A 12,960-nucleotide genomic window follows, 5' to 3' on the forward strand; every position below is an offset into this window, starting at 1 on the left:
GACGTGACGGACGTGACGGTGGTCGGCGCCGGGCCGACCGGCCTGATGCTGGCCTGTGAGCTGCGGCTGGCCGGAGTGGATGTGGTCGTACTGGAGAGGCTGACCGAGCCGACAGCGCAGTCGCGCGGGCGCGGCCTGCACACGCGCAGCGTCGAACTTCTCGACCAGCGGGGCCTGTTGGACCGGTTCCTCGCGGTGAGCGAGAAGTTCCGGGTCGGCGGCTTCTTCGGGGGCGTACACAAGCCGTGGCCGGACGGCCTGGACACGGGGCACCCGTACGGTCTCGCCACCTCGCAGACGGACACCGTACGGCTGCTCACCGAGCGTGCCCTCGAACTGGGCGCCGAGATCCGGCGGGGCAGCGAAGTGGTCGGGCTGACCCAGGACGAGAGCCCCACCCCCGGCGTGACCGTCGACCTGGCGGACGGTACGAACCTCCGCTCGCGCTACCTCGTCGGCTGCGACGGCGGCCGCAGCACGATCCGGAAGCTCATCGGGGTCGGTTTCCCCGGCGAACCCGCCACGGTGGAGACGCTGTTGGGCGACATGGAGGCGACGGAGGACCGGGAGACGATCGCCGCCGTTGTGGCGGAGGTCCGCACGACCGAACTGCGCTTCGGCGCCATCCCCGACGTGGACGGCAAGGCGGGCGTGTACCGCATCGTCGTACCCGCAGAAGGCGTCGCGGAGGACCGTACGACCGCGCCTACCCTGGACGAGTTCAAGCAGCGGCTACGCGCCACCGCGGGCACCGACTTCGGTGTCCACGCGCCGCGTTGGCTCTCCCGCTTCGGCGACGCGACCCGGCAGGCGGAGCGCTACCGGGTGGGCCGGGTACTGCTGGCCGGCGACGCGGCGCACATCCACCCGCCGACCGGCGGGCAGGGCCTCAACCTCGGGGTGCAGGACGCGTTCAACCTCGGCTGGAAACTGGCCGCCGAGGTCAACGGCTGGGCCCCGGCGGGGCTGTTGGACAGCTACCACACGGAACGGCACCCGGTCGGCAAGGCCGTTCCCGACAACACCCACGCGCAGATGTCGCTGTTGGGGACGGACCCGGGGCCAACTGCCCTACGGGAGCTGTTCGCGAAGCTGATGGACTTCGAAGAGGTGAACCGGTACATCACCGGGATGATCACCGCGGTCGACGTCCGCTACGACCTCGGCCACGACATCGGCCACGACGTCGGCCACGACCTCGGAGAAGGCCACGAACTCCTGGGCCGCCGCCTGCGCGACGTGAGCCTGAAGCGGGCGGGCCGCCTCTACCCCCTGATGCACCACGCCCGGGGCCTGCTCCTCGACCGAACCGGCCGCCTCTCACCGACGGGCTGGACGGACCGCGTCGACCACGTGGTGGACACGAGCGACGAACTCGACGTACCCGCGGCGCTGTTGCGCCCGGACGGCCACGTGGCCTGGGTGGGCGACGACCAGGCGGACCTGCTCGACCACCTCCGGAGGTGGTTCGGCACGCCCACCGCCTGAACAGGTCACGCGTCAGTCCGGTACAAGCCCTGGCCCGGCCGGTCTTCGCGGGTCCGCGACGCCGTGCTCGACGCCCCGTACCGCTTCCGCGAAGACCGACCGACCGACCGCGACGGGTCGTACGCCCCCAGCCCGGCCTCCCCGCCCTAAACGGTCAACAGACTGGTCTTCGCCGCCTTGTTCACCGGCAGGAACGTGTCCGGCACCGGGTACTGCCCCAGGACGAAGTGCAGGATCGCCGCGTGCATCGCCTCGACGGGCGCGATGGTCGCGGCCGTCTCGATCGCGCCCTGGCTCTTCACGTTGAAGGTCGCGAAGAGGTACGTCTCGGCGGCCTGGTCCTCCAGCTGGAGGGCGAGCGCGGCCACCTCGCCGACGTTCTTGGCCTTGCCCAGCGCGGCCGTGACCTGCGCCTGGTTCGAGAGGGGCACGTTGGTGATGGCGGGCTTGCCCGCGTTGGTGAGCACGGCGTTCCACGCCTTGGCGTGGTCGGCGTGCTGGGCCATCGCCTTGGTGACGAAGCTCGCCACGGCGGGCGGCACGGTCCCGAGCTTGCCCGCCTTCGCCGCCGCGAGCGTGGCCTTGTAGGCCCCCACGGCCTGGTTCTCCAGCGCCACCGCCAGGGCCACGACCCGCAGGTCGCCGGTGTACGTCTCCGCCTTCGCGGCGACCGCCGGGGAGTCCAGGTCGGTCGGCGCGGACGACGAGGACGAGCCCTTGCCGCTGGAGCACGCCGCCAGGACGAACGCGGCGCCGACGCCACCCGCGCCCAGCAGGAAGCTGCGGCGCCCCCGGTCGGCGGGGCCGTCCGCGTCCCTGACCTGCTCGGTGAGAGCGGCGGCACCGGCCCGCATCGCGGGCAGCGTCTCGCGATGGGCCTCGTCCATGTCCTTGGTCAGCCGGTCGAGCTGAGCCTCGCTGAGAGGCAGCTCCCAGCCGCGCTGTGTCGTACTCACTTGACGGCTCCTTCGGTGATCGGCGACGCGTTCGTGGTCGGGTAGAAGGTGTCGGGAATGCCGACGGTGCCGACGGCGGCGGGCAGCTTCGCCACGTCCGTCGGGATCGCGATCAGGCTGTCGTCGCCCGAGGCGAGCAGGGACTGCACGGCCAGCAGCGTCGCGCGGTGCTGCGCCTCGACGGGCGCAACGGAGGCGAAGAGCTGGCGCAGCTGGGCGCTGCTGACCTGGCCGACGTTCTTCGTGTACGTCTGCGCCGCCACGTCCTCCAGCGTGATGGCCAGCTTGACCACGTCGGCGGAGTTCTTGATCGTGGGGAGGGTCTGCTTCACGACGGCGGCGTACTTCGGGTCCGTACCCGTCTGCGCCTTGCCGCCGGCCTGGGTGGCGGCGGCGTTGAAGGCCTTCGCGTGCGCCTGGTGCTGCTGGGTGGTCTTGGCGATGAACGCCGCGATCGTCTTGTTGCCGTCCTTGATGAACGACAGCCCGGCGGCCGTCTGGTAGACGCTCACCGCCAGGTTCTCGATCGACGCGGCCGTCTGGAGCGCCATGATGTCGTCCTTCGTGGTGGCCGCGGCCGCCCGGGCGGACCCGAGGAGCGTGGCCGCCCCGATCGCCCCGGCCAACGCCCCGCCCCGCCGCCACCAGCGCGCCGGCGGCTCGGCCGCCCCGGCGAAGTCCGCCAGCGCACCGCGGGTCAGTTTCACCGCATCACTGTTCAAGTCCTGCGACTGCTCGGTGAGTTGTTCGAGCAGCCGGGTGTCGACGCGTTCTGCGCCCATCACGCCCCATCTCGTCCCGGAGCCCACGCGGTCGCGGGCCCTTACACCGACACATTCGCGATGAGGACGGGGAAGGATTGCCGACATCACCGGCATGGCCCAGCGATTCACCCCTCCGGTGGAGAAAGTGGAGCAATTGGCGTACACGGATCCGGTAGCCCCTTCAACCACCTGCTTCAACCACCTGCTTCAACCATCTACCGGACCAACAGCGCGGCAGCCTCCTGACGCGCCTGCCGGAGCCAGCCGGCGCGGACTTCGCCGGACGAGCCGGTGACGGTACGGAAGACGACCCGGCGCACGTCGGCGACTCCCACGTACGGCAGGACGCACGCCGCCCAGATCTGTCGCAGCGGGTCCCCGAACTCACTCTCCTCCCGGCCGGCGGGAGTGTCGGACGTATTCAGCACAAGGGCCTTGCCGGCCTTGAGCAGCCCCACGGGCTCCCCGTCCGCGGTACCGAGCTTGTACGCGACACCGGGCGCGAGCACGCGCTGCACCCAGCCGGTGAGAACGGCGGGCGGCATCCCCCACCAGTTCGGATGAACGAACACCAAGGCATCAACGGCGGCCACCTCCACCCGATGCGAGGCCACCTGCGCGTCCTGCGCACTCACCCCCTGAACGGTGCCGGTCTCATCCGCCCCCATGACCGGCACAAACCCCTCAGCGCACAGATCGTGCGCGAACACCTCACACCCGCGCCCCCGCAACTCCCCGACCACCGCGTCGAACACCGCGTGGTTGAAACTCCCCACCCGCGGATGCGCGAGATACACCGCAATACGCATACTCGCCCCCCAGCCCACACGAACCCACCGACAAAACCGCCCCCCACGAACAACGCCGTCGACGTGAGGAAGACAGGACCATATCTGGCACAGTGCGGCCATGAACGCGGACTCTTTCTGGCAACTCATCGAGAAGTGCCGCCGCCGGGCCCGAACCCCGGACGAACGACTCACATGGCTGCGCGACGAGCTGTCGCGAAGACCGCCGACCGAAGTCGTGCGGTTCCAGATGCGCCTGGACGAGGTGACAGACGAAGCGTTCACGTGGGATCTGTGGGCAGCGGCGGACCGGATCTCCGGCGGGTGGTGTTCGGACGACGGATTCCGCTACTTCGGCCTGTGGATGGTGGGCCTCGGCCGGGAGGCCTTCGCGCAGGCGGTGGCCGATCCCGACGCACTGGCCGACACCCCGGAGCTCCAGCACCTGGCGGCCCGTCCGCGAGAGCTATGGAACGACGACTGGCCCGACTGGGAGTCGCTCGACTATGTCGCCATGAAGGCGTACGGAATTCTGACCGGTCCCAACGATGACGGCGGCGAAGCATTCCACAAAGCACTCGACGCCGAGCAGAGCGCCGGAGCGGTCCGCTCCGATCCGCTCGGAAAGCAATGGGACGCACGCAGCGAGACCGAGGCATCCCGCAGACTGCCAAGACTGAGCGCCATGTTTCCCCTGCCACCCCCTGCCGACGACCCGCGCCGCCTCTCACCGAACTGAACACAAGCGAAGCCGGACGGCGAACCAGCTGAGTGAGTCGTCAGATTGGGCTACCGATCGGACAGCCGCTCATGCCAGGGTGACGTCCATGCCGCCCTCGGCCAGGGTTTTAAGGACCGCGGTGAACAGGTCGTAGGGCCGGCCGTCCGGTGTCAGGGTGTGGGACAGGTGCTCGCGCGCGGTCGTGGCGTCCCGCCAGAGCAGGGTGGAGGGGGCGGTGTAGCCGAAGGTGCCGCGTAGGCAGTCGTCGAGGGCGGCGAGGCAGCCGCCGAAGTAGCCCCCCGGCCCGTTGACCGCCTCGCCGAGCGCGAGGTAGAGAGCTGGCTCGTCGGTGACGTGCCGGCCGTCGAGTTCGTAGGCGTGACCGGCCGGCCGGTCACGGTGGGATCGTCGGCAGCCCCGCTCGCGAACGAGGTCGTGCCAGGCCCCGCGGCGACGGGTGTCGAGACCGGCCCAGGCATTCGCGGCGTCAGGTGGTCCGGCGAGCCACTGCTCCCAGACGGGCCGCGCGTACTCGGGTACGGGTGTGAAGCGGCCCCCGTCCAGCTCCAGGTCGATCAGGTCCGCCCCGCAGGAGGATGGGCCCCACGCGCTGATCATGGCCCACAGCAGCCGATCAGTAAGAAACTCGCCTCGATCGTCCCGTATCTCCAGAGCGGCCTCCTCCAGATCCAGCGCCCGCCGGGTGCCCTTCATCAGTGCCACCCGCAGCTGATTACTCGGCGCGAGCCCTCGCAGGACAAGTGGTGCGGGCACCTGCTCAGAGGGCAGGACGCGGGTGAATTCCCGGCAGGAGCCCAGCCGGCGACGCCCGTCGTGCACGCGAACGCGACCCCTGTACCTCTCGGGCGGACCTCCGTAGTCGTCCAGGCCCGTGAGCACCAGACTGTCCGTCCCGGGGAGTTGCTCCAAACTCTCCGCGTCCTCCAGCAGCCAGGCATCGAGTGCCTCGTCGTCCGGCACCAGCCACACCCTGCTGCCGGCCCGACCGGGCACGCCGGATCCCTCCGGAACCCAGCCGAACAGCTCGTACGTCCCACGCGGGGATTCTCCGAACAGCCCTTCCACCTTGGTTCAGACGCCCCAGACATGACCGTGCTGTGTCTCGGCCAGTGTGTACAGCGCGCTCCCGCGAGCGTTCTCGTCCTCATGCACAGCGGGAATCATGCCCGACCGTGTTCTGACGGACGAGGCCAAGGATTACCGCCGGTCGCACGTAGTGAAGTCAGCCCACCCATGTGCCTCTGGGGTCCACGTGATGCGCACGCTGGATGTCACTGCGGCTCCTCGGCGAGGAAGTGCTGGACATCTGCTGCCAGGGAGGACATCTGTGCTCCGGCCTCCAGCCAGATGGTCACCGAAGCGGTCCATCCTCCCGCGACATCCGGCCAGGGGCGCAACGTCCACGTCAGTCCGATTTGGCCGCCGGCCCGAAAGACGGCCGACACCGCCAGATCTCCGTCATGTGTCCGCCAGGTCCGCTCGCCCTCCCAGCCCCGGTAGTCTCCGGCCAGCTCGGTGAGGAAGGCCGCGAGATCGGCGTCCCAGATCCAGGCCACGACCTCGTCGACACGCGCGGCCAAGCCGGGAGCCCAGGCCTCGACCGTGTACTGGACGCAGCCTTCGTCGAACGGCTGCGTTTCGCTGAGCCGCACCCTTACGGCCGCGTTGTCCAGGGAACGGATGGTCACGCCGGGCTTGTCGTCGACGGCGCCGTCCGGGGAGGTCATGGGCGAACGCCAGGTCAGCTGTCCGGTCTCGCTCAAGGTGGGGCAGAGTGGGGCAGGGTGAGGGCTTGACCTGCGATACCTCAGGTTCAGCGAGACGATTCGGAGCCGTCTGTCTCGCTTGAGGTGAGGCATTGACTACTTGTTCCGCCAAGGTGACGGGTCCTGCATGCGGCCACGGGAATGTGGCGCCGACCAAACCACTTGAGGCGTCCTGCGTCAGCTGGCACGGTTGCCCCTTGTGCCTGCATCAGACGCGCCAGAGGATCGAGATCCTCACGTCCCTGAAATTGGCGCAACACCGGTGTCCAGTGCCGGCCTCGCGTCCGGGCAGCCGCTCCGCTCTACGGCTTTTCGCCGGTTCCTGGCGGGCCAGTCGATCTCCCTGGCTGGCAGCGCCATGTCGCCTGTCGCCCTGGCCTTCGGCGTCTTGGAGGTCACCAACAGTGCGGCCTGGCTGTCCGCAGTCACCACTGCGGCCTTGGTCCCGATGGTCGCGATGCTTCTCCTCGGTGGTGGTATCGCCGACCGCTACCGGCGCGACACCGTGCTGTGTCTCACCAGTCTGGGCGCCGGTCTCACACAGGTTGGCGTCGCGTTCGTCCTGCTGGCCCACCAGCATCCGGCGTTCCTGCTGCCGCTCTCTGCCCTCAACGGCATCTTTCAGGGACTGACCAAGCCCGCGTTGCGCGGCATCGTCTCGAATCTGGCGGTGGGACGAGGCATCCGGCAGGCCAGTTCCTTGCTGGGGTCTGTCAGGAACGCCACTCGCATCCTTGGCCCGACCGTGGCCGGCCTGTTGACCGCTTCCGTGGGTGGCGGCTGGGCGATCGCCGCGGACGCCGCCTCCTTCCTTCTTGCGGCCGCATTCTTCGCGCGTATGTCGCTGCCTGAACCGCCACGGCGTACCGAGGGCGGCACGACGATGCTTGCCGAACTGCGGGAAGGCTGGGGTTACTTCAGTTCGACTCCGTGGATTTGGACGGTCACCTCGGCCTTTGCCGTCTTCAACGCCCTCAACCTGGGGGTCTGGCAGATCCTGGGCCCGGTGATCGCGAACGCCACGATCGGTCCTGAGGGCTGGGGACTTGTGCTGAGCGCCCGCGGTGTTGGAGCTCTGCTGGCCAGTGTGGTGATGGTGAGGCTGACGGTGCGGCGCCCGATGGTGCCCGCGCTGTCCTCGATGACCATGGGCGCCGTTCCGCTGATCCTGCTCGGAGCTGCCGCGAACACGTTCTGGCTGGCCGCGGCGGCGTTTGTGGCAGGGGTGGCCTCGGAGTTCTTCACCGTCGTGTGGGAGACCGTCAATAACACCCACGTTCCCGAGCGGCTGCTCTCCCGGGTCGGCGCCCAAGACGAGTTCTGGTCCTTCGTGCCCATTCCCATAGGTCAGTTGTCCACGCCGATCCTCGCCGCGGTGTTCGGGACAGCGACGATCGCCGTCACCGGCGGCGGGGTTGCGGCGGTGGCGATGCTGGTGCCGCTGTTGGTGCCCTCGCTTCGGCGGATCGAGATCAAGTGACGACGGCGTCCGGATGATCCCCCACACGCATGAGGCGCTGACGCGCCATGCGCCAGATTGAGCGAGACGGTTCAGCACCAGGCGCGACGTCATTCGGATTGCCTGGGCGGGTGAACACTTTTGCAAGCGTTGTGCTTGCAAAAGTTAGCGGGTGTGGTGCAGCATAAAGGCATGGCATCGCTCAACGTCGGCAATCTTGGTGAGTACCTGCGCGAGCAGCGGCGCACGGCGCGGCTGTCCTTGCGGCAGCTCGCTGATGCCGCCGGGGTGTCCAATCCGTACCTCAGCCAGATCGAACGGGGTCTGCGCAAGCCCAGCGCGGACATCCTCCAGCAGCTCGCCAAGGCGTTGCGGATCTCCGCGGAGACGCTGTACGTGCAGGCCGGGATGTTGGACGAGCGGGAGCGGCAGGAGTTGGAGACGCGTGCCGTCCTCCTCGCCGATCCGTCCATAAACGAGCGGCAGAAGCAGGTGCTGCTCCAGATCTACGAGTCCTTCCGCAAGGAGAACGGATTCGAGTCGACGGTCGAGGCGACGTTGGGGGCGAAGCTCGGGGCCGATGCGGAGACGGTTGCCGCCGCCCTTGTCGCCGAGGATGCCGAAGACGTCGAGGATGCCGAAGACGTCGAGAAACGCCGTTGAGGAAGGCACCGCCGATGGTGGTGCCCCCAAGCCACCCACCCCCTGATCCGGAGGATCACCGTCATGGCCATCGCCGATGACCTGCGCAAGACGTTCACCGACCCGACCCCCTTCTATTTCGCCGCCGGCACCGCCGACCTCGCCGTCGAGCAGGCCAAGAAGGTGCCCGGCCTGATCGAGCAGCTGCGGTCCGAGGCCCCGGCCCGGTTCGACGCCGTACGGAACACCGATCCCAAGGTCGTGCAGGACCGGGTCGCCGACCAGGCCAAGGAGGCCCAGGCCAGGGTCACCGAGGTGTTCGGGGCGTTCGACCCCGCCGATCTCAGGAAGCTCGGCGAGACCGCCCAGGACCTGGCGCTGCGCAGTGTGGGCGTGGCCGCCGAGTACGCGGTCCGGGCGCGTGAGACGTACGAGAAGGTCGCCGAGCGCGGTGAGCAGACCGTACGGGCGTGGCGTGGTGAGGCCGCGGAGGAGATCACCGAGATCGCCGTCGCCGTCGAGCCCGAGACCGCCGCCAAGCCTGCCCCTGGCAAGCCTGCTCCCGCCAAGCCCGGTGCCGCCAAGGCCGGTCCCGCCAAGGCCGCCGACGCGAAGTCCGCGCCCAAGGCGGAGGGTAAGACCGAGGGGAAGGGTGAGAGCAAGGCCGCTCCCTCCAGGCCCGCCTCCAAGGCCGCCGCCGCCCGTAAGACCACCCCGCGCAGGACCACCCCCCGCAAGACGACCCCGCCGTCCGGCACGTCCGGCACGCCCGGCACGTCCGGCCCGTCAGGTATGTCCGACTCGTCCGGCAAGTGACCCCGGCGCCGTGCGTCGTCGTCGCCCTGGGGCGATAGCCGCAGTCATAGCCGTCACCGTTACGGAGAGGGCGGGTCGGGCACCTCACCCGTGTCCGGCTCGTTCTCCCGGTACCTTGGCGTAACAGGGCGTCCCCGGCGCTTCACCACTCATCGGGTCATTAGGCGGTGCTCAGCGTGTTGATCTCAGGGTTCAACAATATTTTCGGCCTTCTCAGCCTCGCGATGCTCGTGTTCGCCGTCGTCGCGCTGATCTTCGCCGCGACGGCCCGCAAGGACGCCTACCCGGCGGCCGACAAGAAGACCAAGAGCTTCTGGCTGATCATCCTCGGTGTGGTGGTGGCCGTGGACTTCTTCCTGTCCAGCATTTTCTTCCTCCAGATCGCCGGGCTCGTCGCCACGATCGTCTTCATGGTCGACGTACGGCCCGCCCTCCGCCAGGTCTCCGGCGGCGGTCGCCGCAGCGGCGGGTCGAGCAGTGACGGTCCCTACGGGCCCTACAACGGCGGTCGGTGAGTCAGGGAGTCAGTCCGGCAAAAGGGGCCTGCAAAAGGGGCCTGCAAAAGGGGCCTGCAAAAGGGGCGGGCAACCGGGGCAGGCTCCCCCTCACTCGCCCCGGTCCAGCAGCAGCACCGCCACGTCGTCCGTCAGCTCCCCGCCGTTCAGCTCCCGCGCCTCCGCCACCGCCGCCTCCAGCAGCGCGTCGCCCCGGAGCCCCGCCGCCAGCTGCCGGTTGATCATCTCGACCATGCCGTCCTGACCCAGCCGCTGCTTCTCGCCGGGGCCCACGCGCCCCTCGATCAGCCCGTCCGTGTACATCATCAGACTCCACGCCCCGCCCAGCTCGACCTGGAGCCGGGGCCAGCGGGCGCGCGCCAGCAGGCCCAGCGCCGGTCCGCCGTCCTCGTACGGGAGCAGCCGCGCCGCCGTCCCGGCCCGCCGGACCAGCGGTGACGGGTGCCCGGCCAGGCACAGCCCGGCCCGCCGGCCGTCCGGCGCGATGTCGACCGTGCAGAGCGTCGCGAAGATCTCCTCGCTCTCCCGCTCGTGCTCCAGCACCTGCTGGAGCGTCGAGAGCAGCCGGTCCCCGCTCAGCCCCGCCAGCGTCAGCGCCCGCCACGCGATCCGCAGCTCCACGCCCAGCGCCGCCTCGTCCGGGCCGTGCCCGCACACGTCGCCGATCATCGCGTGGACGGTGCCGTCCGGCGTACGGACCGTGTCGTAGAAGTCCCCGCCCAGCAGCGCCCGCGATCTGCCGGGCCGGTAGTGGGCCGCGAAGCGCAGGTCGGAGCCCTGGAGCAGGGGAGTGGGGAGCAGCCCGCGCTCCAGCCGGGCGTTCTCCTGGGCGCGCAGCCGCGACTCGGTGAGCTGGCGCTGCGCGATGTCGGCGCGCTTGCGTTCGACCGCGTACCGGATCGCCCGGCTCAGCAGCCGCCCGTCCAGTTCGTCGCGGAAGAGGAAGTCCTGCGCCCCGACCCGTACGGCCGCCGCCGCCCGCTCGCCGTCGCCCTCCGCCGCCAGCGCCAGTACGGCGTGGCGGGGAGCCAGCCGCAGGACGTGCTTGAGCAGGGCCAGGTCGTCACTGTCGTCGGAACCGGGCAGGGCGAGGTCCACCAGGATGCAGTGGATGTCGTCCGTGAGCAGCCGCTCGGCCTCGGTGAGGTTGCGGGCGGTACGGACCCGGACCCGGACGCCCGCGCCCTCGGGGTGCTCGGGGGCGGTGAAGGTACGCCGCGGGTCGTCCTCGATCACCAGCAGCACCAGGTCGCCGCTCTTGGCGTTCTCGCTGGCCGGATACCGACGCTCCTCGGGGAGCGCCGAAGGAAGCGCGGTCCGATTCGCCGCCGGATTCGTCGCCGGATGCGTCGCCGGTGAGGCGATCGCCGGCGCGGTCGGCGAACTCGTGCGCTGCCTCGGTACGGGAGCGGGTACGGACATCGTTCTTGGTTTCCTTCCCTCCCCCCGAGGGCGGCGGAGGACGATCTGCGCTCCACCAGACGGGGACGATAGCGGTAGCCGGCACCGAAACGGAATGGTGTGCGAAGGAAGAGCCACCGTCATATGCCCCCGGCGGTAACACATCCGGCAGATTTCGGCATATCCGGTCATGACAAACATCACGTACGGGCGGGAGGTCCGGCCTCTCCGCCGTGGCTCGCGTCACATACAAGCCACGTAGCCGCGCGCTACTTGTCCGGCCGTACGACCCCGAGGATCCGCATCGTGCCCGCCCCCGCCAGCGTCACATTCCGCCCCGGCCGCGGCGCGTGCACGATCGTGCCGTCGCCCACGTACATCCCCACATGGCTCGCGTCCTCGAAGTAGATGATCAGATCGCCGGGCCGCATGTCCGCGACCGGGACCCGCGGCAGCTGCCGCCACTGCTCCTGGGACGTACGGGGGATGGGCCGCCCGGCCGCCGACCACGCCTCCGAGGTCAGCCCCGAGCAGTCGTACGAGGACGGTCCCTCGGCCCCCCACACGTACGGCTTCCCGATCTGCGCCGTCGCGAACGCGATCGCCTGCTTGCCCTGGGCGCTCGCCCCGCGGTTGATGTCCTTGAGCGCCCCGGACCCGAGCCACGCCGACTGCGCCTTGAGGGCCGCGTCGTCCTGGAGCCTCGCCAGCCGCGCGAGGTCTTCCTTCTCCAGGCCGGCCTCTATCTTCTCCGCCGCGGCGATCTGCTGGGTGATCTCCTCCTTGGCCTTCTCCTTCTTGGCCCGGCTGACCTCCAGCTTCGCCCACTCCGTACCGGCGTCCTGCGCGTACGTCTTCAAGTCCTCCTGCGCCCGCGTCAGTTCGGCGATCAGGCGGTGCGTGGCGCGCTGGCTCTCCTGGAGCCGCCCCACCCCGTCCAGGAAGAGGCCGGGGTCGTCGGTGAGCACCAACTGCGCCTCGGGCGGCAGCCCGCCGCCCCGGTACTGCGCCCGCGCGGCGGCCCCCGCGGTCTTGTTCAGCTCGTCGATACGCGCCTGGCCCCGGACGAGGTCCTGCGTCAGCGTCGACACCTCCGCCGACAGCTTCTGGTACTGCTCGTCGGCGAGGTTGTACGTGTCGGTCGCGGACGCGGCCTTCTCGTAGAGGGCGTCCAGCTCGATCCGTATGTCGTCCAGCGACTTCTTGCCGGGGGTGCCCGACTGCCCGGCCCCCGGGGGGAGTTCGACGGGCGGCGGCGGCACGGCGGACGGGGAGAACGAGGGACCGGGCGGCGCGGGGGCCGCGTACGCGCCGCTCATCGCCTGCGGCGACGCCAGCGCGGCGAGAGCGCAGACCAGCGTGATCGCGGCGGCGGCACTGCGTCGTCGGCCCACGAACTCCCCCACATCATCGGCGAACAACATCTGGGAACAGCATCGGCGAAGAGCACGGGCGAACGGCATCCGCGAGATGTCGTCCGGCTGAACACCGAGCTGAACACCGAGCCGGACACCGAACTGATGCGCCCCTCGCTCAGCACTTCACGCACCGTCGGGAATCGTGCCACGCCCTCGGTCAAAGCGACAGGGGCGACTGGGTGGTTGACTCCTCACCGGGCCTCAC

The 12,960-nt window shown here is 69.8% G+C and carries 13 protein-coding genes; 6 read left to right on the forward strand and 7 right to left on the reverse strand.

Features of this window, described 5'->3' with window-relative positions; translation table 11 throughout:
• The first annotated feature begins 3 nt into the window (after nucleotides 1-3).
• Nucleotides 4-1,488 (forward strand): FAD-dependent monooxygenase, encoded by a 1,485-nt coding sequence (locus OG349_RS20070; RefSeq protein ID WP_327238635.1) that lies wholly within the window; start codon nucleotides 4-6, stop codon nucleotides 1,486-1,488.
• 146 nt (nucleotides 1,489-1,634) lie between these two features.
• Here OG349_RS20070 and OG349_RS20075 read toward each other — a convergent pair whose 3' ends face one another.
• The 3 genes from OG349_RS20075 to OG349_RS20085 form a co-directional block, all read right to left on the reverse strand.
• A complete protein-coding gene (locus OG349_RS20075; protein WP_327235914.1) occupies nucleotides 1,635-2,444 on the reverse strand; it encodes a ferritin-like domain-containing protein in 810 nt (269 codons plus the stop codon).
• Entirely contained in the window at nucleotides 2,441-3,226 is a 786-nt protein-coding gene (locus tag OG349_RS20080) for a ferritin-like domain-containing protein (protein ID WP_327235915.1), read from the reverse strand. The genes OG349_RS20075 and OG349_RS20080 overlap by 4 nt, the downstream gene beginning before the upstream one ends.
• 197 nt (nucleotides 3,227-3,423) lie before the next feature.
• Nucleotides 3,424-4,017 carry an NAD(P)H-dependent oxidoreductase gene (locus OG349_RS20085; protein ID WP_327238636.1) on the reverse strand — a complete coding sequence of 198 codons (594 nt, stop codon included), beginning with the start codon at nucleotides 4,015-4,017 and terminating at the stop codon, nucleotides 3,424-3,426.
• 100 nt (nucleotides 4,018-4,117) lie between these two features.
• Here OG349_RS20085 and OG349_RS20090 point away from each other — a divergent pair, with 100 nt between their 5' ends.
• Nucleotides 4,118-4,735 carry a DUF4240 domain-containing protein gene (locus tag OG349_RS20090; RefSeq protein ID WP_327235916.1) on the forward strand — a complete coding sequence of 206 codons (618 nt, stop codon included), beginning with the start codon at nucleotides 4,118-4,120 and terminating at the stop codon, nucleotides 4,733-4,735.
• Nucleotides 4,736-4,804: 69 nt separating this feature from the next.
• Here the strand turns inward: OG349_RS20090 and OG349_RS20095 are convergent, their stop codons facing one another.
• The gene (locus tag OG349_RS20095; RefSeq protein ID WP_327235917.1) at nucleotides 4,805-5,803 is read right to left on the reverse strand and encodes a barstar family protein; all 999 of its coding nucleotides are present in this window, start codon (nucleotides 5,801-5,803) and stop codon (nucleotides 4,805-4,807) included.
• Between the two features lie 206 nt (nucleotides 5,804-6,009).
• The gene (locus OG349_RS20100) at nucleotides 6,010-6,501 is read right to left on the reverse strand and encodes a DUF6228 family protein (RefSeq protein ID WP_327235918.1); all 492 of its coding nucleotides are present in this window, start codon (nucleotides 6,499-6,501) and stop codon (nucleotides 6,010-6,012) included.
• 265 nt (nucleotides 6,502-6,766) lie between these two features.
• Here OG349_RS20100 and OG349_RS20105 point away from each other — a divergent pair, with 265 nt between their 5' ends.
• From OG349_RS20105 to OG349_RS20120, 4 genes are all read left to right on the forward strand, one after another.
• Nucleotides 6,767-7,984 (forward strand): MFS transporter, encoded by a 1,218-nt coding sequence (locus OG349_RS20105; RefSeq protein WP_327235919.1) that lies wholly within the window; start codon nucleotides 6,767-6,769, stop codon nucleotides 7,982-7,984.
• Between the two features lie 171 nt (nucleotides 7,985-8,155).
• Entirely contained in the window at nucleotides 8,156-8,626 is a 471-nt protein-coding gene (locus OG349_RS20110) for a helix-turn-helix domain-containing protein (RefSeq protein WP_327235920.1), read from the forward strand.
• A gap of 63 nt (nucleotides 8,627-8,689) precedes the next feature.
• Nucleotides 8,690-9,421 (forward strand): hypothetical protein, encoded by a 732-nt coding sequence (locus tag OG349_RS20115; protein ID WP_327235921.1) that lies wholly within the window; start codon nucleotides 8,690-8,692, stop codon nucleotides 9,419-9,421.
• A 176-nt stretch (nucleotides 9,422-9,597) separates the two neighbouring features.
• Nucleotides 9,598-9,936, forward strand: a complete 339-nt coding sequence (locus OG349_RS20120) for a DUF2516 family protein (RefSeq protein WP_161312704.1) — start codon at nucleotides 9,598-9,600, stop codon at nucleotides 9,934-9,936.
• A gap of 90 nt (nucleotides 9,937-10,026) precedes the next feature.
• On the opposite strand, the gene OG349_RS20125 is transcribed toward OG349_RS20120, so the two are convergent.
• Together OG349_RS20125 and OG349_RS20130 are read right to left on the reverse strand one after the other, a co-directional pair.
• Nucleotides 10,027-11,358 carry a PP2C family protein-serine/threonine phosphatase gene (locus OG349_RS20125; protein ID WP_327235922.1) on the reverse strand — a complete coding sequence of 444 codons (1,332 nt, stop codon included), beginning with the start codon at nucleotides 11,356-11,358 and terminating at the stop codon, nucleotides 10,027-10,029.
• Between the two features lie 248 nt (nucleotides 11,359-11,606).
• Nucleotides 11,607-12,731, reverse strand: a complete 1,125-nt coding sequence (locus tag OG349_RS20130; protein ID WP_442806403.1) for an NlpC/P60 family protein — start codon at nucleotides 12,729-12,731, stop codon at nucleotides 11,607-11,609.
• Nucleotides 12,732-12,960: the final 229 nt, after the last annotated feature.

This window comes from Streptomyces sp. NBC_01317 (assembly GCF_035961655.1).
In the GTDB taxonomy this organism is placed as follows: Bacteria; Actinomycetota; Actinomycetes; order Streptomycetales; family Streptomycetaceae; genus Streptomyces.

Excerpts from the sequence above, each read along its gene's own strand:
- OG349_RS20080 (WP_327235915.1), bottom strand. The coding sequence starts at position 3,226 with ATGGGCGCAGAACGCGTCGACACCCGGCTGCTCGAACAACTCACCGAG.
- OG349_RS20085 (WP_327238636.1), bottom strand. The coding sequence starts at position 4,017 with ATGCGTATTGCGGTGTATCTCGCGCATCCGCGGGTGGGGAGTTTCAAC.
- OG349_RS20090 (WP_327235916.1), top strand. The coding sequence starts at position 4,118 with ATGAACGCGGACTCTTTCTGGCAACTCATCGAGAAGTGCCGCCGCCGG.
- OG349_RS20110 (WP_327235920.1), top strand. The coding sequence starts at position 8,156 with ATGGCATCGCTCAACGTCGGCAATCTTGGTGAGTACCTGCGCGAGCAG.
- OG349_RS20115 (WP_327235921.1), top strand. The coding sequence starts at position 8,690 with ATGGCCATCGCCGATGACCTGCGCAAGACGTTCACCGACCCGACCCCC.
- OG349_RS20125 (WP_327235922.1), bottom strand. The coding sequence starts at position 11,358 with ATGTCCGTACCCGCTCCCGTACCGAGGCAGCGCACGAGTTCGCCGACC.